Raw genomic sequence first — 18017 nt, 5'->3', positions numbered from 1 at the left:
GGAGATCCGGCCGTTTTTGTTTGTGGCAATTGACTTCCAAGTCTTACAACATTATTGTTGTAATATGATTCCTCAGCTTATTGTATTGAATGGATCGCCCTGGGACGTCCTCCCACCTGGTGTTCATTCAGCAACGCTTTGCGAGATCGAGGCGACATTTTGCTTCAATGCACATCGCCGGTCGCTCTATTCCGGCCTCGTCGATGCAGCCGTTCATCTAGTCACCGCGGGATGCCAAGAACTCATTTTGGACGGCAGCTTCGTTTCGAGCAAACCGTTGCCTGGCGACTTCGATGCGTGCTGGAGTCCACACGGGATAGACTTTACGAAGCTAGATCCTGTTTTTGCTGATTTCGAAAACGGTCGCGCAAATCAGAAAGCTCGTTTCGGCGGAGAATTTTTTCCGTCGACTATGATTGCAGCCGACATCGGTGCTGCATTTACAGAGTTCTTTCAAATCGATCGATTCACAGGGCAAAAGAAGGGGATTCTTTCGCTGGCCATTTCTTTGGACGGAACGGTGACGCGGAGGATAAAGCGATGATCTTCAGTGATCGCCAATACACTGTGTCTCAAGAGCAGGTCGCCAAACTAAGAGGCGTACTCAATTCAGTTCGTGAGGACTCAACAAAAGTCGCCCAATTGCGAGAGATTGAGTCGCGCGCACTGAGAAGTCAAATTGCTGACATCGAGCAGGAAATCGCTGAATACGATCTCCTAAAGTCAGGAACAGTCACGTTCTCCGAGAGCTATTCGCTCTCTGACCTCCCACGCATCCTCATTCAAGCGCGTATAGCTCAAGGCCTCAGCCAGACCGATCTTGCTGAGCGGCTGAATATGAAGCCTCAGCAGATTCAGCGATACGAAGCAACGGACTATATGAGTGCAAGTTTATCGCGCCTAATTGAAGTGGCAGACGTGCTCAGCGTCCGTGTGTCGCAATCATATTCGAAGCCGATTGAAGACTCTTCCTCAGATAACGCTCTCTTCGCCTGGAGCAGCATCCGTGACGTGGACTGGAGTCGCTTTCCTCTAAAGGAGATGACCAGGCGAGGCTGGTTTGCAGGTACTGATCTTGCTGCCGCAGCACGAGATTATTTCTTAGCTTCCGCTGGACCGCAGTTCGCGACGGCTCTTCACCGCAAGAAAGTTCGGACGGGCACCCCAGCCGATGAGTACGCTCTCCTTGCTTGGCAAGCACGCGTGCTGGATCTGGCCAATTCAGAACTTAAAAACGGGGTCATCCAGGAGTTCAAGCACAACGATAACTGGCTCTCGGAATTAGTATCTCTGACACTCGATCCTTTTGGTCCAAAAAAGGCGCGTGCACTTCTTCGTCGCAACGGCATTGCCCTGATTCTAGAACGGCATCTGCCAGGAACTTATCTTGATGGCGCTGCGATGCTGTCTCAAGCTGGCCACCCTATTGTCGCGCTGACCCTACGATACGATCGTCTCGACAACTTCTGGTTCGTCCTTTTCCACGAGCTCGGACATGTATTCCTCCACCTCTATGGAGCATTAAGGCTGGATTTCTTCGATGAAGAGGACGGAAGCAATGGTGATAGCACTGAAAGAGAAGCAGATAAATTCGCTCTTGATCATCTGATTTCAGAAGAGAGCTGGAAGCGATGTCTCTCTCGCTTTGCGCTTACAGAAGAAGCGGTCCTCATCGATTCCGAGAAGTTAGGTATCCATCCTAGCATAATTGCAGGACGGATAAGAAAGGAACGACGCAATTACAGAATACTGAACAATCTCGTTGGAGCAGGCTCTGTGAGATCGCAGTTTGAGGAAGCCAAGCAATGATGGTTGGTCCCCATACATACATCCCCTCCGTTAGATGGCGCATGGGCGAATACCAAGCGTTGTCTCGCCTCTCCGACGCGGCCAAAGATCGAGTCGTACCATTCATCGTCATTCCTGAGATCGAATTTGATTTCGACGATTGGGCGCCGAAGAAGTCGATGCAAGAACACCTTGAACCCTTCCCCAAGCGTTACAAACAGAAGTGGGGTGACCGCCCCGCGTGGATTGATGTTCATCCAGTCGTTCAAACTGAGTTGATGGGTGACGGAAGCCTACCGATTGCTTATGTCTTCGAGAAACTCCACCAGGGCAATCGTGCTGTCCCCGCCATCTCACTAGACGTACCCAACAGCATCGCGACCGCTGTCGCAGGGATTGTGAAGCGCGACCGTCGTGGCGCCGCAATCCGCCTTCGAGTCGAGAACTTGATGAGACGTAGCGCGCGAAGCGATTTAGCCTCGCTGATGAGTCGTGTTGGCGTGTCAGCGAAAGAGAGCGATCTAATCGTTGATCTAGGTTCACCGAACTACGAACCATATGACGACTTTGCAGACGCACTCATTGCTGCTCTCGACGCGCTTGGGGACCTTTCAGCGTTCAGAACCTACGCTATATTAGGTTGCGCCTATCCCGAAACGGTACCTCTCGACAAGCCCGGCGGTGTTCTCATCCGGCATGATTGGCAATTTTTCAAAACGTTTATTGGAAAATTGCGAGCAACTGACCGCGTCCCAAACTACGGAGACTACACTATCGTCAATCCCCAGTTCACACCTAAAGACATGCGCCTGATCAAAGCGGGAGGCAAAGTCGTCTACACTTCAAACGGCGAATGGTTTATCCGAAAGGGAGGTTCTTTTCGGGACAACCCATCCCAGATGCATGATCATTGCGCATTCATAGTTTCATCAGGCAGATTTCGCGGAGCCTCCTTTTCTGATGGAGATAACTTTATCGAGCTGTGCTCAAGAAGAGCTGTTGGTCCAAGCAACCAACCCTTTTGGAAGCAAGTCGCGATAAACCACCACATTATGCACGTGCTAGAGGACCTCTCCATTTAGATCGTGCTGCCATAAACGTTCGGATCTCGTGGGTAATCTCCGGAACTGTCAGCAGATTCGCCAGGAGAGAGTACAGTTCCTTTCTAGGAGCTCTACAAGACTTTTGAGCTACTCCGAGACGAACCAACAATTCTATGACTTCCTCCCTCCAAAGGAGATGAGCCAGTTGAGCAGCCTCGATCTCGCTGTTTGACCGCGAGCGACGGATCGTTGAAAATCCAATGGCGCCGCGAGGACCTTTGGACGCCTCAACAATTCCGCACCACTCAGGGACTAAGGTATTGACCTTCTCCAAGTGCCGGGGCGCGCAAACAATCGTCAACCTTTGCAAGCATCGGCTATAAAGTTCAATTTGGTTTGGTAGTCGATCTAGCGTATCCGCGGCGCTTTTGATCTCATAGCCGTGTACGACGCCGTTTATCACAGCAACGTCGATCCGAACCTTCGAATGGGAGAGCCCAAGTTCGTCGATCACGATTGTTCCGGGAGTACGGCGATGGAGTGCTAGCTTCTTAATGTGAAGCGCCTGCCGAATCTCGGTATCGGTCGTGAGAGCCATCGCAAACATTTCTAAGGTAGGGATTATCAATGTCCCAGCGACTCGCTGACGCCAAGCGGCAAACGGCGAAACAGCACCCAATCTTTATTGTCGTGTAGATATGGGGGACATCGTGGATAATCATGGGAGAATCACACACGAGAACGTAATGCGAACACACCGAAGCGGCAAGTGGTCCAGACGGCCTGAATGCCGAACGTAGTCAACGCGTTGAACGCTTCGCTCTTGGTGGGGCGTACGGTGGGTGTAATTGGAGGACTAAAGGTCGGTTTACTCGCCGGACCCGACTTGCAAATTCCGCTATACTCGCCCCGGTAGCATCCCCCGGAGGCGCATCCCATGGACACCGCGCACAGCCCCGATCACCCCGCCGGCAAGAACCTCGTCATCTGCTGTGACGGCACTGGCAACGAGATCTCTGAGAACATCTCCAACGTCCTGAAGCTCTATCGCTGCCTGCGCAAGACGGACAAGACGCAGCCGCTGCAGATGCTGCCCTGCGATCCCGCGCCGGCAACCGCAGCGCCACCCGTAAACGCCCCCCGCGCTCGTTAACCGTCCATTAACCAACGCATCCTAGCCTGCGGTAATCGTCCAGCCATCATTAGCTCGAAATGCCTTCCCGGTTCGCTCCAGGAGAAGCGCCGATGTGCGTTGAGTTGTTGACGTATGCCGATCTCGGTGCCCGCCTCAATGTCTCGCGCGAGGCCGCGCGGTCACTGGCGCGGCGTCGACGGTTGCCGCGCTCGCGGTCGGACGACGGCAAGGCGGTGGTGAGCGTCGATCTCGCCGAGCTCCGCTACACGCCCCGCCCGCGACGAGCCCGCCAGGCAGATCCCATCGCGGCCTCCCTGGCCAGGATCGAGGCCGTCAAGACCGAGGTCTTCAAGGCGGAGATCGCGCGGCTCGAATCCGTCGCAACCGCCTACAGGGCCGTGTTCGAGCGCGAGCGCGAGCGTGCCGATCGCCTCGCCGTCGAGCTGCAACAGGCGACCGCCGAGGCGTCGGCCGCCAATGCATGGGCGGCACGACTGGAAGACGACATGGCGGCGCTGCGGACCGATCGCCGGGCGGGCGGCTCGCTCGCGGGATACGCCGCGCGTCGCCTGGGACATCTGGCCGCTGCCATCGTCAAAGCAGACCGCGCAGCGCGCTGGTAGCACTCGAGACTTTCTTTAGTCCCCGGCTTGGCGGACCAATCGTGAGGGAAAAATGGCTGGGAATACCGACATTCACGAAATGAAAGCCCGCATCGTCGTGTTCGGCGTCGGCGGCGCCGGCGGCAATGCCGTCAACAACATGATCACGGCCGGGCTGCAAGGGGTCGAGTTCGTGGTCGCCAACACCGACGCGCAGGCGCTGGCGATGTCGAAGGCGAAGCGCCTCATCCAGCTCGGCACCCGGGTGACCGCAGGCCTCGGCGCCGGCTCGCAGCCGGAACTGGGACGCGCCGCGGCCGAAGAGGCGATCGACACGATCCGCGATCAGCTGACCGGCGCGCACATGGTGTTCGTGACGGCCGGCATGGGCGGCGGCACCGGCACCGGGGCTGCACCCATCGTCGCCAGAATCGCGCGCGAACTCGGCATTCTCACCATCGGCGTGGTCACCAAGCCGTTCTACTTCGAGGGCCAGCGCCGCATGCGCTTTGCCGAAGCCGGCATCGAGGAGCTGCTGAAGACGGTCGACACCCTCTTGATCATCCCGAACCAGAACCTGTTCCGGGTGGCCAGCGAGAAGACCACGTTCGCCGATGCCTTTGCCCTTGCCGACCAGGTGCTTTATTCGGGCGTGGCCTGCATCAGCGACCTCATCGTCAAGGAAGGCCTGATCAATCTCGATTTTGCCGACGTCCTCTCCGTCATGAAGGAGAAGGGCAAGGCCATGATGGGACGGGGCGAGGCTTCCGGCGAGAAGCGCGTGCTCGCCGCCGCTGTGGCCGCGATCTCCAATCCATTGATCGAAAATCCCTCGATCAAGCGCGCCAGTGGTCTCATCATCTCCATCACCGGCGGCAAGGATCTCATGCTGTACGAGGTCGACGAAGCGGCAACCCGCATTCGCGACGAGGCCGACCCGGACGCCAACATCATCGTCGGCGCGTCCTTTGACGAAAGCCTCGAAGGCATCGTCCGCGTCTCGGTGGTGGCGACCGGAATCGATAATCTCGATCCGGCGCAGGCGCACCCGGTGGAAACCGCCCTCACGCAGCTCGCCGGCAGGCTGCGCAGCGACGGCCGCCGCATTGCCGATCGCATCGAGCGCAGCGCCGCCCTTCCGCAAGCGGGCAGCCCGCCGCTCCGCCCGCAGCCGCATCACCCCGTGGGGCCACCGGCAAGGCCGGGCCTGGACTATGCGCGGCAGGCGGCGCTTCAGCCGCTCGATCCTTACGGCCGCGCGCCTGCGCGCAATGCGCCCGACGAGGCCGTTCTCGATATCCCGGCCTTCCTGCGCCGCGCGGCGAGCTGAGTGGTGGCCCAACACTAGATCGTCATCCCGGGGCGCGACGAAGTCGCGAGCTATGATGCGCAATTGCGCATCTGAGGATCCATTTGGCCGCAGTGACTGTTGAGGGATGGATTCCGGGTTCGCGCCAAGAGGCGCGCCCCGGAATGACCGCGTATAGCGTGCACAGCCGCCGATGCTTCACGCCGCCGCGCTGCGAGGGCTCTCGGCGGTTTCCTTCTTGTCCGTTTCCTTGTCGCGGGACAGCCAGGCCGGAAAGCGAAGCAGGCGTTCGTTGGTGTCCTTCGGCAGCTCGATGGGCGGCGCTTCAACGGCCGAACTCGGCAAGTCCAGCGCTGCCTGGCCGGATCGCACCGCATCCGCGCGCTGATCCAGTTCACGCAAGAGGGGATCGAGCACGCTGTCGATCTCGGTCGCCACCGACACCAGGAAACTATTGAGCTCGCGCGCCTCGGGCACAACTGCCGCAGCCGATTCGACCGCCCTGGAGAGACCGTCGACGACAGGTGCAAACGCGCCGGCGGCTTGCTTGATTCGCGTCTTGATCAGTTCGATCTCGCTCAGGACGCGCTCACGCTCCCGCCTTTTCTTCTCCTCCGAAAGGCGAGCTTCAATTTCGGCGATCTGGGCCGTCAGGGTCGTGGCTTCGGATGCGAGCGCATCACGTCTTCCGCGCGCGCGATCGAGATCGCGGCAGAGATTGTCCACTAAGTCGTCCCTTGCGAACATGGCTTTGCTCCATAGGACAGGCGTTCTGCCCTGTAGGACGGCCTTGACGCGAACCCCCAGCCTCGCCACCGACCGGATGGCCGGATCGGCCGAAACAGGCATCAATTTCCGTCGCGTCACATGGGCCGACATGGTGATCCCCCATCGTCAACATTAGGCGACCGCATGGTTAACAAGAGGTTAATGTCAACAGACGATGCGGACATGGGGCTGCTTGCCGGCGGCGCCGCCTTCCTCTCCTCGCTGCCGCTCATTTTCCGCTATACTCGCCCCGGTAGCATCCCCCGGAGGCGCATCCCATGGAACACGAGCGCAGACTCCTAGCAGCACTGACCCGCAACACTATTCGCCAGCCACACCTGAAGCGCATACCGTCAAGGAGCCTGACGTGACTCGCAATTGTCCGACCTACGTCAATGCGCAGTGCTTTGGCAATATTGATGCAGATAGCTTATCCCTGGATCATCTCAAGGACCAGGTTCTCAGCGCCCTGGAATTGGCAAAAGACGAGGCCGACGCTAAGCGCATTTATGAGGAATGGCGCCGCTCAACGATTCAGAATAGCGGCTTTTCGAGTCACCCGAAAACATTCGGAGCTAATGAACGCGTTGGACGGGTGCGCTATCGGCCTAGGTTTGTCTTACAATTGGTCGACCGGCTCCAAGCTTCTGTCGGATCTGGCATTGACGTATCTGAGGTAGAAGACCTTGCCAGCTGGATGCTCAACGAGCCCTCGAAATGGAAGACTCGGCGGCAGAATTTCTTTTTGATACTTTTCTTGCAGATCAACCCATTGAAGCTCAAAGCGGATGGTATTTTCGGATACGGGGGAACAAGCCATTTTCCAACACCCCCGAATGTCTGCCATGGCGGCTTGGACTTCAGTACGTAAGTTCAGGATCTGAGTACGTCGGACTCGATATTGACCCTCTTCAATTGAAAGATCCGCGCTCAGCAGTTTTCGTCGACGTTGACTGGGATATGCACGCTTACTGGCGTCCCAATGGACTTACAATGCCGCTGGCAGATACACCAACCTCGTGCCTAAAGGAAGGTTTGGAGGAATTCGTTGCAGGCTCTCCCAAATTCGGAGCGATCAAACGTAAGATGATCTGCTTTAAGGCGGCCTAACTATGTCCTTTGATGACATAACAAACAGCTTACGCCCAACGGCGCAAGGCGTTCACGACAAATCGGGCAAAACACCGCTCGATCAGGCTATTGAAGTTGTACGCCGTGAGGGCGACCGCGAAGGTCTTGTAAGCTACTTGATTCAGCTCTACCCGAACTTGATTAAGGAGGGAGAAAAATTTGTCGAATTTGGTCGACACATAGTGCGTCAGCTGGAGCTAAGGGATCAACGACTTGCGAAGGAGATTCAGATCCTTTCCGAGCAGTCCAATCGAGGAGAAGTTAGACTAGGCCTAATGCTCACTCTGATGGATCTGGGACTTCCGCCAACGATCGCTGCGCTCAATACTGAAGTCGACCTCCGTCGAAAATACATTGGCCATTGGCTGACGCTCGTTTCTGCAAGCGGTAGCTACGAAGACGTCAAACAAGCGTTTGTAGCATCTGCATCCGACAAGCTCCTTAATCCAGGGCTGTTGCTCATTAAGCTTAAGAACATTCGAGCTCGATTTGGCGACAGGATTTTCGACTTGGTATCTGATGTTGCGCAGCAGTTTGAGCCGGCCGATCGAGACTTCGTGACTCGATCGGCAAAACGGATGTTTAGCGACGTTTTAGATAGCAGCACTACTACGGAGCGGCTCATGGAGCACGCAGCAACCGCCCACACCACCGATCGCAAGCCCGAGCCGAAGAACCTCGTCATCTGCTGTGACGGCACCGGCAACGAGATCAGCGAGAACATCTCCAACGTCCTGAAGCTCTATCGCTGCCTGCGCAAGACGGACAGGACCCAGCCCAGGCAGATGGTGTTTTACGATCCCGGGGTCGGCACCATGACGGAGCCGTCGACGTGGGGGCGCTGGAAGGCCAACATCAAGCTGGTGTGGGGGCTCGCCACCGGCTACGGGCTCGACGACAACGTGCTCTCATCCTATTGCTTCCTGGTTCAGCATTACGCGCCGGGCGACAAGATCTATCTGTTCGGCTTCTCGCGCGGGGCCTACACGGTGCGCGTGCTGGCGGGGCTGATCCACAAGATCGGGCTGATCTCGCCGGAGCAGGCGAACCTCGCAGGCTCGGGCCTCATCGCCTACAAGCAATATTCCGGCAGCGGGCGCGGCAACGACGTCGAGGACATCAAGAACATCGTGTTTGATGAGAGCGGGCCGCTGCCGAAGGACGAATTCGACCTCGCCGCGCAGTTCGCGCGCATCACCTCGACGCGCTGGCCGACCATCCATTTCGTCGGCGTGTGGGACACGGTGGCGAGCGTGATCGTGCCGCGCGCCGACCGCTTCTACTGGCCGAGCCTGGAGGAGCTCGCCTTCACACTGCGCGATCCCAGCATCAGGATCTTCCGGCAGGCGATCGCGATCGACGAGCGGCGGCGCATGTTCCGCCTGAAGCCCTACGCGGAGCCGCAGGAATTCTGGAGCAACCGTTACGTGCCGGACGAGAAGAAGGTGCCGCAGGACATCATGCAGGTGTGGTTCGCCGGCGTGCATTGCGACGTCGGCGGCGGCTATCCGGAGGCCGAGAGCGGGCAATCCAAATATCCGCTGCTGTGGATGATCGACGAGGCCGAGAAGGCCGGGCTGAAGTTCAACCCGCGCACGGTGAACCAGCTCGCCTGGGGCATCCAGCGCAAGAACTCGCCGTTCACATACGTCGAGCCCGCTTTTACCGGCAAGAGCGGCATGCTGCACGATTCCATGACGGCGGTCTGGCGCGTGCTGGAGTTCTTGCCCAAGCGCGCGAAGTACCGGGAATGGCCGGAGCGGAAGGTCTATTTCGGCTTCTACATCCCCGATGGCGAGCCGCGCCTGATCCCCGAAGGCGCGCATGTGCATGAGAGCGTGCTGAAGCGCATGGCGGTGGAGCCGGACTACCGGCCGGTCAACCTGCCGAAGAATTATGTGACGGTGCCGATGCCGGTGCCGCCAGGGGTGGAGCTGGCGGCGGGGGCGGAGGTGGTGGGCGTGACGGGGTGAGGCGTGGGCACCGCTCGCCACCGCGTCATTGCGAGGACCCCTTGCGACGAAGCAATCCAGGCTGCCTCCGCGGAGGGATTCTGGATTGCTTCGCTTCGCTCGCAATGACGGTGTGGAAGCAGAGGCGCGCCACATCGCCATTTCCCGTTATGCGAGAGCGTGAGCGCACTCCGCTACCGGCGCTTTCCGCATTCGCTGACACTTTTCGTTAAAATTCTCCGGCGCGGCTTAGGGGGATCGCATCATCTCTTTTCCATGATTGGGACAGATCACCCGCCGCGAGACCTGCGGAATTGGAGGAGACGTGCCAATGCATCCGCGCAAGTTCGTCCGTGTGAAGCCCGCGGGCCTGGTGTCACGCCAGGCCAAAATCATCACCGACCCGCGCGCGCCGGTGATCCCGTGCACGCTGATCGACTATTCGCCGGGCGGGGCCTGCGTCGATCTCGGCGGCCAGGTGAATATCCCTGATCGCTTCGAGCTGCTGCACGTCAACACCAAGAAGCGCTGCCGCATCGCCTGGAAGCGCGGCACGCGCGTGGGCGTGGTGTTTTGAGGGAATAGTTCCTGACCTCACATGCAGCGGCATCGGCAGTGTGCTCCCTCCCCCGCTTGCGGGGGAGGGTTGGGGAGAGGGTGTCTCTGCGTTGGGGTTGTCGAGAATTGACCGAGACTATCCCTGCGCGGCGAGAGACCTCTGCGGGATACCCGCGACGGCCCCCGCTGCGGAGAGAGCCCTCTCCCCAACCCTCTCCCGCAAGCGGGAGAGGGAGCGCAGTCCCGACGTTGAAGCATCGTTGACACGATCTGCAACAGCCCTGCCCCTGCGCTGCGAAACGGGCCAGCGTCTTCGCGCATGACCGACGTGGCGGGGTCGGGTAGATTGCGGCCCAACAACAAGACCGAATTGTCCGGGGAGGACAGGCGTGCACCAGGGACGTGTCGTGTTCGGCGCGATCGAGGAGGTCGTGTTCGGCCATCCTGCGGCCGAAGCCATCGTCGCGCAGATGGACCGGCTCGGAACAAGCCGCGCCTTCCTGATGGTGTCGGGGACGCTGAACCGGCAGACCGACGAAATCACGAAAATCAGGGACGCGCTCGGCTCCCGCTGCGCCGAGCTGTTCGACGCCATGCCGGCGCATACGCCGCGCGAGGCGGTGATCGCGGCGACACAAGCGGCGCGCGCGGTGGAGGCGGATCTGATCGTCACAATCGGCGGCGGTTCCATCACCGATGGTGCCAAGGCGGTGCAGCTCTGCCTTGCCAACGGCATCGACGATATCGCGGGCATCGACCGCATCCGCGTGCACAAGGGCGTTGCGCCCGAGATGAAGGCCCCAATCGTGCGGCAGGTCAGCGTGCCGACCACGATCGCCGGCGGCGAGTTCTCATCGATCGCCGGCGTCACCGACCGCGCGAGCCACGTGAAGCAGATGCTGCGGCATCCGCTCGCCGTGCCGCGCGCGACCATCCTCGATCCTGCCATCACCGTGCACACGCCGGAATGGCTGTTCCTGTCGACCGGCATCAGGGCCGTCGACCATTGCGTCGAGGCGATCTGCTCGCGCGAGACGCATCCTTACGCCGATGCGCAAGCGGTGAAGGGCCTCGCCATGCTCGCCGACGCGCTGCCGCGGGTGAAGGCCGACCCCAGCGATCTCGACGCGCGGATGGACGCGCAGATCGGCACCTGGCTGTCGATGGGCGCGCTTGCCGCCGGCGTGCCCATGGGCGCGAGCCACGGCATCGGCTACGTGCTGGGCGGGGCCTTCGACGTGCCGCACGGCTACACTTCCTGCGTCATGCTGCCGGCGGTGATGCGCTGGAACGCGCGCGACAATGCCGAGCGGCAGATGATCGTCGCGGCCGCCATGGGCTATCCCGGCCGTGACGCGGCCGACGTGCTCGACGCCTTCATCCGCTCGCTCGGCATGCCGCGCAGCCTCGCCGACGTGCGCATCTCCCCGGAGCATTTCGATGCGATCGCGGAAGCCGCGATGCGGACGAACTGGATTCCGCGCAACCCGCGCAGGATCGAAGGTCCTGCGGACGTGCGCGAGATCCTGCTTCTTGCCGCCTGACGGCTGTTGCGGGACCGGTACTGGGGGAACAAGGCGTCGCGGATCGTGTGAGGGTTGTACCGGATAGCGCGCACCGCAAGCGCCACAAGATCTGCTGTCGTCCCGGGGCGCGACGAAGTCGCGACCCCGGGACCCATAACCCCAGGAAGGAGTTGCGGCATGGGCCGGCAACTCCGAGTCTTCGCCAAACATCTTCCTGGGGTTATGGATCCCGGATCTGCGCGCGCTGAGGGCGCGCTTGTCCGGGATGACGACCGGGTTTCAAAGCACCACCTCTTCGCACCTGCACTCTCACATCGCGAGAGAGGCACCTCAGATATTCCGTCATCCGAATTGTCGAGAGCGCAGCTGGCCTTGCGGGTTGCCTCGCTGCACGCGCCTCGCTATCGTCTGGATAAACGGGCCGCAAAAGGCCGAGGTCCAGGGAGGATGAGCATGCGGAGCGTGTGGGCGCTCGCCGCAATGGCGGCGTTATCTGTGCTGACGGCCTCAACTGCCACGCTCGCCGGCGAGCCCAAGCAGGGCGGCATTTTGCGGATGTATCACCGCGACAGTCCGGCCAACGCCTCGATCCTCGAAGGCGCGACCTATTCGATCAACATCCCCTTCATGGGGGTGTTCAACAATCTCCTCATCTACGATCAGCACATCGCGCAGAACAGCCCCGATACGCTGCGGCCGGATCTCGCCGAAAGCTGGTCCTGGAGCAGCGACAACAAGAAGCTCACGTTCAAGCTGCGCCAGGGCGTGAAATGGCACGACGGCAAGCCGTTCACCTCCGCCGACGTCAAATGCAGCTTCGATCTGTTGATGGGCAAGTCGCAGCAGAAGCTGCGGCAGAATCCGCGCAAGGCCTGGTACAGCGAGGTCAACGAGGTCACGACCAACGGCGAATTCGAGGTCACCTTCGACCTGAAGCGGCCGCAGCCCTCGCTGCTGGCGATGCTCGCCTCCGGCTACACGCCGGTCTATCCCTGCCATGTCTCGCCGGCGGACATGCGCACCCATCCGATCGGGACCGGACCGTTCAAGTTCGTCGAGTTCAAGGCCAATGAATCGATCAAGCTGACGCGCAATCCCAACTATTGGAAGAAGGGTCTGCCCTATCTCGACGGCATCGAATACACCATCATCACCAACCGCTCGACCGCGATCCTGGCCTTCGTCGCCGGCAAGTTCGACATGACCTTTCCGACGCACATCACGATCCCGCTTTTGAAGGACATCAAGTCGCAGGCGCCGAACGCGACCTGCGTCGTCGAGCCGACCAACGTCTCGACCAACATCATCGTCAATTCCACCTCCGCGCCGTTCGACAACATCGACATTCGCCGCGCCATGGCGCTCGCGCTCGACCGCAAGGCGTTCGTCGACATCCTGTTCGAAGGCCAGGGCGACATCGGCGGCACCATGCTGCCGCCGCCGCAGGGCCTCTGGGGCATGCCGAAGGACAGGCTGGAGACCATTCCGGGCTATGGCCGCGACATCAACGCCAACCGCGAGGAAGCCAGGAAGCTGATGCAGAAGGCGGGCTACGGTCCGGACAAGCGCCTCGCCGTGAAAGTCTCGACGCGCAACATCGCGGAATATCGCGACCCCGCCGTGATCCTGATCGACCAGCTCAAGACCATCTATATCGACGGCGAGCTCGACGTCGTGGAAACCGCGAACTGGTTCCCGAAGGTCGCGCGCAAGGATTACATGCTCGGCCTCAACCTGACCGGCAATGCCGTCGACGATCCCGACCAGTCGTTCTACGAGAACTATGCCTGCGGCTCGGAGCGGAATTACACCAATTACTGCAACAAGGAGATCGAGAAGCTGTTCGACGTGCAGTCGCAGGAGACCGACCTCGCCAAGCGCAGGCCGCTGGTCTGGGACATCGACAAGAAGCTGCAGGAGGACGTCGCCCGCCCGATCATTTTCCATGCACGGGCCGGCACCTGCTGGCACCCGCACGTCAAGGGCGTCACGATCATGTCGAACAGCTCCTACAACGGCTTCCGCTACGAGGACGTGTGGCTCGACAAGTGACGCGACGCTGACGGCTAGCGCGGAGGGCGGTGATGTTTGCCTATCTGGTGCGGCGCCTGTTCCTGATGTTCGTGACCCTGTTCGGGATCTCGATCGTCATCTTCTTCCTGCTGCGCATCGTGCCGGGCAACATCGTCGACATCCTGTTCGCCGCCGCCGGCTATGTCGACCCGGCCGACAAGGCCAATCTGGAGAAGGAGCTCGGCATCGACCGTCCCTTGATCGTGCAATATTGGCACTGGATCAGCGGCTTCCTGCGCGGCGATTTCGGCTTCTCCTATGTCTCGGAGAAGCCGGCGCTGCAGGAGATCCTGCCGCGAATTCCGATCACGGCAAAGCTCGCCGGCCTCGCGCTGCTGTTCTCGGCATCGATCGGCATCCCCTTGGGCGTCATCAGCGCGGTGAAGCAGGGCACGAAGCTCGACTACGCGCTTCGCGTCGTCAGCCTCAGCGGGCTGTCGCTGCCCTCGTTCTGGCTCGGCCTTCTGATCCTCACAGCGTCGGTGGCGATGTTCGGGCAGATGCCGATCTTCAATCCCAATCCGAAGACCTGGCTCGAGGCGTTCGCGACCTACGCCGTGCCGGCCGCCGCCGTCGGCTTCCGCAGCGCGGCGCTGACCATGCGCATCACGCGCTCCTCGATGCTGGAGGTGCTGCGGCAGGACTACATCCGCACCGCACGCGCCAAGGGGGCATCCGAGGCGGCGGTGAACTATCACCACGCGCTGAAGAACGCGATCCTGCCCGTGATCACCGTGATCGGCATCGAGGCGGCGTTCCTGATCGGCGGCCTGATCGTCACCGAGACCGTGTTCAACATCCCCGGCGTCGCGCGCTTCCTGGTCGAGGCGATCCGCTGGCGCGACTATCCGATCGTGCAGAACCTCGTGATGTTCATCGCGGTCGTGGTGGTGTTCGCCAATTTCACAGTCGACATGCTCTACGCGGTGTTCGACCCGCGGATCAGGTACACGGATTAGCGCAATGAGGTGGAAACAAGCAGATGCGACGGCGGTGCTCCACCTCTCCCGTAGGGAGAGGTCGGATCGCATCGAAAGATGCGGTCCGGGTGAGGGGTTACGCTCTCTTCTGAGGACTGAGCCCCCTCACCCGGCGCTGCGCGCCGACCTCTCCCCCGATGGGGAGAGGTGTTTCTCCCCGTGGAGAGGAACATGGCCGCAATCGACTTCGACGTTGAGCTGAGGCGGGCCGGGGCGCATGCGACCGGGGGCTGGCGGCGCGTGCTGTTCATGGCGCAGCGCCACGTGCTGGGCGCGGCCGGGCTCGTCATCATGACATTGTTCGTGCTGACGGCGATCTTCGCCGATTTCATCGCGCGCTATGATCCGCTGACGGTGGATTCCGCCCGCGCGCTGGCGCGCCCGAGCCTGGCGCACTGGATGGGCACCGATTCGTTCGGCCGCGACGTGTTCAGCCGCATCATCCACGGCGCGCGGATCTCGCTCGCGGTCGGCATCGGCTCGACCGTGCTCGGCGGCACCATCGGTGTGATCGTCGGCCTCACCTCCGGCTATCTCTCCGGCTGGTTCGATCTCGTGTTCCAGCGCGTCTCCGACGTGCTGCAGGCGCTGCCGCTGCTGGTGCTGGCGCTGGTGATGACGGCCGCGCTCGGGCCGTCGCTGCCGAACGTGATCATCGCCATCGCCATTCCGCTGATCCCGACGGTCGCGCGCGTCATCCGCGCCAACACGCTGGCGCTGCGCGAACAGCCGTTCGTGGAGGCCGCCAAGTCGATCGGCATGAGCGAGATGCGGATTGCGCTGCGCCACGTGCTGCCGAACACGCTGGCGCCGCTGATCGTGCTCGCCACCGCCCAGCTCGGCTCGACCATTCTGACCGAGGCCTCGCTGTCCTTCCTCGGCCTCGGCATTCCCGAGCCCTATCCGTCATGGGGCCGCATGCTGTCCGAATCCGCCGCCGAATATGTCCGCACCGCGCCGTGGCTGGTGATCTTCCCGGGCGTCGCGATCAGCCTCGCCGTGTTCGGCGCCAATCTGTTCGGTGACGCCCTGCGTGACATCCTGGATCCGAGGCAGCGCGGCTGATGGCGGACAAGACCGATCTCGTGCTCGATGTGAAGAACCTGAAGACGGTGTTCTTCACCAACTCCGGCCTGTTCAGGGCTGTCGACGACCTCTCCTTCAGCGTCAGGCGGGGCGAGACGCTGGCGATCGTCGGCGAATCCGGCTGCGGCAAGAGCGTGACCGCGCTGTCGGTGATGCGGCTCGTGCCCGATCCGCCCGGCCGCATCGTCGGCGGCTCCGTCTCGCTGGAAGGGACCGACCTGCTGGCACTGGATGAGGCGCAGATGCGCGCGGTCAGAGGCAATCGCATCTCCATGATTTTCCAGGAGCCGATGACCTCGCTCAATCCGGTGATGCGGATCGGCGACCAGATCGTCGAGGCCGTGCGGCTGCATCGGAATATCTCGGCGAAACAGGCGCAAGATATCGCCGTCGAGATGCTGCGGCTGGTGCGCATCCCCGAGCCGGCGCGGCGGGCGCGGGAATATCCGCACCAGCTCTCCGGCGGCATGCGCCAGCGCGCGATGATCGCGATGGCGCTGGCGTGCCGGCCGGCGCTCTTGATTGCGGATGAGCCGACCACCGCGCTCGACGTCACCATCCAGGCGCAGATCCTGGCGCTGATCCTCGACCTCCAGAAGGAGCTCGGCACCGGGCTCGTGCTGATCACACACGATCTCGGCGTGGTCGCGCAGACCGCGCAGCGCGTGATCGTGATGTATGCGGGGCGGAAGGTCGAGGAGGCCAGCGTCGAGGCGCTGTTCGCCGCGCCGAAGCATCCCTATACGCGCGGGCTGATGGCCTCGATCCCAGCCGTGCCGGCCTCCGGCGCCGCCGCTCAAGCGCGGCTGAACGAAATCCCCGGCACGGTGCCATCGCTGGTGCGGCTGCCGCAAGGCTGCGCCTTCGCGCCGCGCTGCAAGCTCGCCATCAAGCGTTGCGAGGCCGAATATCCGCCGCTGGCGGATTGGGGCGGCGGGCATCTGGTCGCCTGCTGGCGCGCGGAAGAAGTCGCGGAGGTGGCATGACCGAGGCGCTGCTCGAAGTCACCGATCTCAAGAAGCATTACCCTGTGCGCGCCGGCGTGCTGCGAAGGCAGGTCGGCACCGTGCACGCGGTCGATGGCGTCTCCTTTGCGCTTGGCACCGGCGAGACGCTCGGCCTCGTCGGCGAATCCGGCTGCGGCAAGTCCACGGTGGCGCGCAGCGTGCTGCGGCTGGTCGAGCCGACCTCGGGTCAGATCCGCCTCGACGGCGAGGACATCACGCATCTGTCGAAAACGGCGATGCGGCCGCACCGCCGCTCGATGCAGATCGTGTTCCAGGATCCGTTCGCCTCGCTCAATCCGCGCATGACCGCCGGCGACATCGTCGGCGAACCGATCGCGGTGCACGGGCTCGCGACCGGCAAGGAGCTGGAAGCGCGGGTCGCAAGGCTGTTCGAGCAGGTGGGACTACGGCCCGACCAGATGCGCAATTTCCCGCATCAATTCTCCGGCGGTCAGCGCCAGCGCATCTGCATCGCCCGCGCGCTGGCGCTGGGGCCACGCCTGATCGTCTGCGACGAGCCGGTCTCCGCGCTCGATGTTTCTATCCAGGCGCAGGTGATCAACCTTTTGATCGACCTGCAGCGGCAGCACGGCTTTTCCTATCTCTTCATCGCGCACGACCTCGCCGTGGTCGCGCATATCAGCCACCGCGTCGCCGTGATGTATCTCGGCCGCATCGTCGAGATCGCCGACAAGGACGAGCTGTTCCGCAACCCCAGGCATCCCTACACCCAGGCCCTGCTCGCCTCAGTGCCGGTCGCCAATCCGCTGGCGAAGAAGCTCGCGCCGCTGGTCGACGGCGACGTGCCGAGCCCGGTCAATCCGCCGTCGGGCTGCGCATTTCACACCCGCTGCCGGTTTGCGATGGAGCGGTGCAAGACGCAGCGGCCGGCGCTGGTGGATGCCGGAGACGGGCATCAGGTGGCGTGTCTGCTCAATGACGGGACGGGGCGGAGCCAGTAGGGCGTGTACTCGTAAAAGCGATGTCAGCTCCTGAAGGAAGAGAGGACATCTTCTGCTGGGCAGAGCGTTTCCGCTTGTGACCGATTTTGTTGAAAAA

General features: G+C 61.4%; 16 protein-coding genes and 1 pseudogene. 15 read left to right on the top strand and 2 right to left on the bottom strand.

Going from position 1 to position 18017, the window contains the following annotated elements; genetic code table 11:
* Nucleotides 1-22: 22 nt before the first annotated feature.
* Genes ACVWYQ_RS25035 through ACVWYQ_RS25025 form a run of 3 tightly spaced genes read left to right on the top strand, consistent with a single transcriptional unit; the run spans nt 23 to nt 2870 of the window.
* Entirely contained in the window at nt 23-544 is a 522-nt protein-coding gene (locus tag ACVWYQ_RS25035; protein WP_456727206.1) for a DUF6932 family protein, read from the top strand.
* Nucleotides 541-1809 (top strand): helix-turn-helix domain-containing protein, encoded by a 1269-nt coding sequence (locus ACVWYQ_RS25030; RefSeq protein WP_456726492.1) that lies wholly within the window; start codon nt 541-543, stop codon nt 1807-1809. Before ACVWYQ_RS25035 ends, ACVWYQ_RS25030 begins: the two co-directional genes overlap by 4 nt.
* 41 nt (nt 1810-1850) lie before the next feature.
* The gene (locus ACVWYQ_RS25025; protein ID WP_456726491.1) at nt 1851-2870 is read left to right on the top strand and encodes a beta family protein; all 1020 of its coding nucleotides are present in this window, start codon (nt 1851-1853) and stop codon (nt 2868-2870) included.
* Here the strand turns inward: ACVWYQ_RS25025 and ACVWYQ_RS25020 are convergent.
* Nucleotides 2839-3429 (bottom strand): sce7726 family protein, encoded by a 591-nt coding sequence (locus ACVWYQ_RS25020; protein ID WP_456726490.1) that lies wholly within the window; start codon nt 3427-3429, stop codon nt 2839-2841. The genes ACVWYQ_RS25025 and ACVWYQ_RS25020 overlap by 32 nt on opposite strands.
* Before the next feature lie 339 nt (nt 3430-3768).
* Between ACVWYQ_RS25020 and ACVWYQ_RS25015 the strand changes: the two are divergent.
* The 3 genes and pseudogenes from ACVWYQ_RS25015 to ftsZ form a co-directional block, all read left to right on the top strand.
* Nucleotides 3769-3960: pseudogene (locus ACVWYQ_RS25015) on the top strand (phospholipase effector Tle1 domain-containing protein); the annotation flags it as partial.
* A 116-nt stretch (nt 3961-4076) separates the two neighbouring features.
* On the top strand, nt 4077-4589 hold the full coding sequence (locus tag ACVWYQ_RS25010) for a hypothetical protein (protein WP_456726489.1): 513 nt from the start codon (nt 4077-4079) through the stop codon (nt 4587-4589).
* Nucleotides 4590-4641: 52 nt separating this feature from the next.
* On the top strand, nt 4642-5898 hold the full coding sequence (gene ftsZ / locus ACVWYQ_RS25005) for a cell division protein FtsZ (RefSeq protein ID WP_157288086.1): 1257 nt from the start codon (nt 4642-4644) through the stop codon (nt 5896-5898).
* Between the two features lie 177 nt (nt 5899-6075).
* Here the strand turns inward: ftsZ and ACVWYQ_RS25000 are convergent, their stop codons facing one another.
* Nucleotides 6076-6756: a hypothetical protein gene (locus tag ACVWYQ_RS25000; RefSeq protein ID WP_456726488.1), complete on the bottom strand. Its 681-nt coding sequence runs from the start codon at nt 6754-6756 to the stop codon at nt 6076-6078.
* A gap of 256 nt (nt 6757-7012) precedes the next feature.
* On the opposite strand from ACVWYQ_RS25000, the gene ACVWYQ_RS24995 reads away from it, so the two are divergent.
* The 9 genes from ACVWYQ_RS24995 to ACVWYQ_RS24955 all read left to right on the top strand — a co-directional run bounded on the left by ACVWYQ_RS24995 (nt 7013) and on the right by ACVWYQ_RS24955 (nt 17920).
* The gene (locus ACVWYQ_RS24995; protein ID WP_456726487.1) at nt 7013-7516 is read left to right on the top strand and encodes a hypothetical protein; all 504 of its coding nucleotides are present in this window, start codon (nt 7013-7015) and stop codon (nt 7514-7516) included.
* A gap of 883 nt (nt 7517-8399) precedes the next feature.
* The gene (locus ACVWYQ_RS24990) at nt 8400-9749 is read left to right on the top strand and encodes a DUF2235 domain-containing protein (protein WP_456726486.1); all 1350 of its coding nucleotides are present in this window, start codon (nt 8400-8402) and stop codon (nt 9747-9749) included.
* A gap of 310 nt (nt 9750-10059) precedes the next feature.
* Nucleotides 10060-10305: a PilZ domain-containing protein gene (locus ACVWYQ_RS24985; RefSeq protein WP_193760713.1), complete on the top strand. Its 246-nt coding sequence runs from the start codon at nt 10060-10062 to the stop codon at nt 10303-10305.
* A gap of 370 nt (nt 10306-10675) precedes the next feature.
* Complete coding sequence (locus tag ACVWYQ_RS24980) at nt 10676-11830, top strand: iron-containing alcohol dehydrogenase (RefSeq protein WP_456726485.1); 1155 nt, start codon at nt 10676-10678, stop codon at nt 11828-11830.
* Between the two features lie 435 nt (nt 11831-12265).
* Nucleotides 12266-13864 carry an ABC transporter substrate-binding protein gene (locus ACVWYQ_RS24975; RefSeq protein WP_225114825.1) on the top strand — a complete coding sequence of 533 codons (1599 nt, stop codon included), beginning with the start codon at nt 12266-12268 and terminating at the stop codon, nt 13862-13864.
* A gap of 32 nt (nt 13865-13896) precedes the next feature.
* Nucleotides 13897-14844 carry an ABC transporter permease gene (locus ACVWYQ_RS24970; protein WP_036045378.1) on the top strand — a complete coding sequence of 316 codons (948 nt, stop codon included), beginning with the start codon at nt 13897-13899 and terminating at the stop codon, nt 14842-14844.
* Nucleotides 14845-15036: 192 nt separating this feature from the next.
* Nucleotides 15037-15930 carry an ABC transporter permease gene (locus ACVWYQ_RS24965; RefSeq protein WP_271546495.1) on the top strand — a complete coding sequence of 298 codons (894 nt, stop codon included), beginning with the start codon at nt 15037-15039 and terminating at the stop codon, nt 15928-15930.
* Nucleotides 15930-16937, top strand: a complete 1008-nt coding sequence (locus ACVWYQ_RS24960; protein WP_271546497.1) for an ABC transporter ATP-binding protein — start codon at nt 15930-15932, stop codon at nt 16935-16937. Before ACVWYQ_RS24965 ends, ACVWYQ_RS24960 begins: the two co-directional genes overlap by 1 nt.
* Nucleotides 16934-17920: an ABC transporter ATP-binding protein gene (locus ACVWYQ_RS24955; protein ID WP_271546499.1), complete on the top strand. Its 987-nt coding sequence runs from the start codon at nt 16934-16936 to the stop codon at nt 17918-17920. The genes ACVWYQ_RS24960 and ACVWYQ_RS24955 overlap by 4 nt, the downstream gene beginning before the upstream one ends.
* Nucleotides 17921-18017: the final 97 nt, after the last annotated feature.

The organism is Bradyrhizobium sp. USDA 3397 (assembly GCF_054060965.1).
Note: the sequence above shows the minus strand (reverse complement) of the source record. Positions and strands in the feature narration are given on the sequence as shown.

Excerpts from the sequence above, each read along its gene's own strand:
- ACVWYQ_RS25030 (WP_456726492.1), top strand. The coding sequence starts at position 541 with ATGATCTTCAGTGATCGCCAATACACTGTGTCTCAAGAGCAGGTCGCC.
- ACVWYQ_RS25025 (WP_456726491.1), top strand. The coding sequence starts at position 1,851 with ATGGGCGAATACCAAGCGTTGTCTCGCCTCTCCGACGCGGCCAAAGAT.
- ACVWYQ_RS25020 (WP_456726490.1), bottom strand. The coding sequence starts at position 3,429 with ATGGCTCTCACGACCGATACCGAGATTCGGCAGGCGCTTCACATTAAG.
- ACVWYQ_RS25010 (WP_456726489.1), top strand. The coding sequence starts at position 4,077 with ATGTGCGTTGAGTTGTTGACGTATGCCGATCTCGGTGCCCGCCTCAAT.
- ftsZ (WP_157288086.1), top strand. The coding sequence starts at position 4,642 with ATGGCTGGGAATACCGACATTCACGAAATGAAAGCCCGCATCGTCGTG.
- ACVWYQ_RS25000 (WP_456726488.1), bottom strand. The coding sequence starts at position 6,756 with ATGTCGGCCCATGTGACGCGACGGAAATTGATGCCTGTTTCGGCCGAT.
- ACVWYQ_RS24990 (WP_456726486.1), top strand. The coding sequence starts at position 8,400 with ATGGAGCACGCAGCAACCGCCCACACCACCGATCGCAAGCCCGAGCCG.
- ACVWYQ_RS24985 (WP_193760713.1), top strand. The coding sequence starts at position 10,060 with ATGCATCCGCGCAAGTTCGTCCGTGTGAAGCCCGCGGGCCTGGTGTCA.
- ACVWYQ_RS24975 (WP_225114825.1), top strand. The coding sequence starts at position 12,266 with ATGCGGAGCGTGTGGGCGCTCGCCGCAATGGCGGCGTTATCTGTGCTG.
- ACVWYQ_RS24970 (WP_036045378.1), top strand. The coding sequence starts at position 13,897 with ATGTTTGCCTATCTGGTGCGGCGCCTGTTCCTGATGTTCGTGACCCTG.
- ACVWYQ_RS24965 (WP_271546495.1), top strand. The coding sequence starts at position 15,037 with ATGGCCGCAATCGACTTCGACGTTGAGCTGAGGCGGGCCGGGGCGCAT.
- ACVWYQ_RS24960 (WP_271546497.1), top strand. The coding sequence starts at position 15,930 with ATGGCGGACAAGACCGATCTCGTGCTCGATGTGAAGAACCTGAAGACG.
- ACVWYQ_RS24955 (WP_271546499.1), top strand. The coding sequence starts at position 16,934 with ATGACCGAGGCGCTGCTCGAAGTCACCGATCTCAAGAAGCATTACCCT.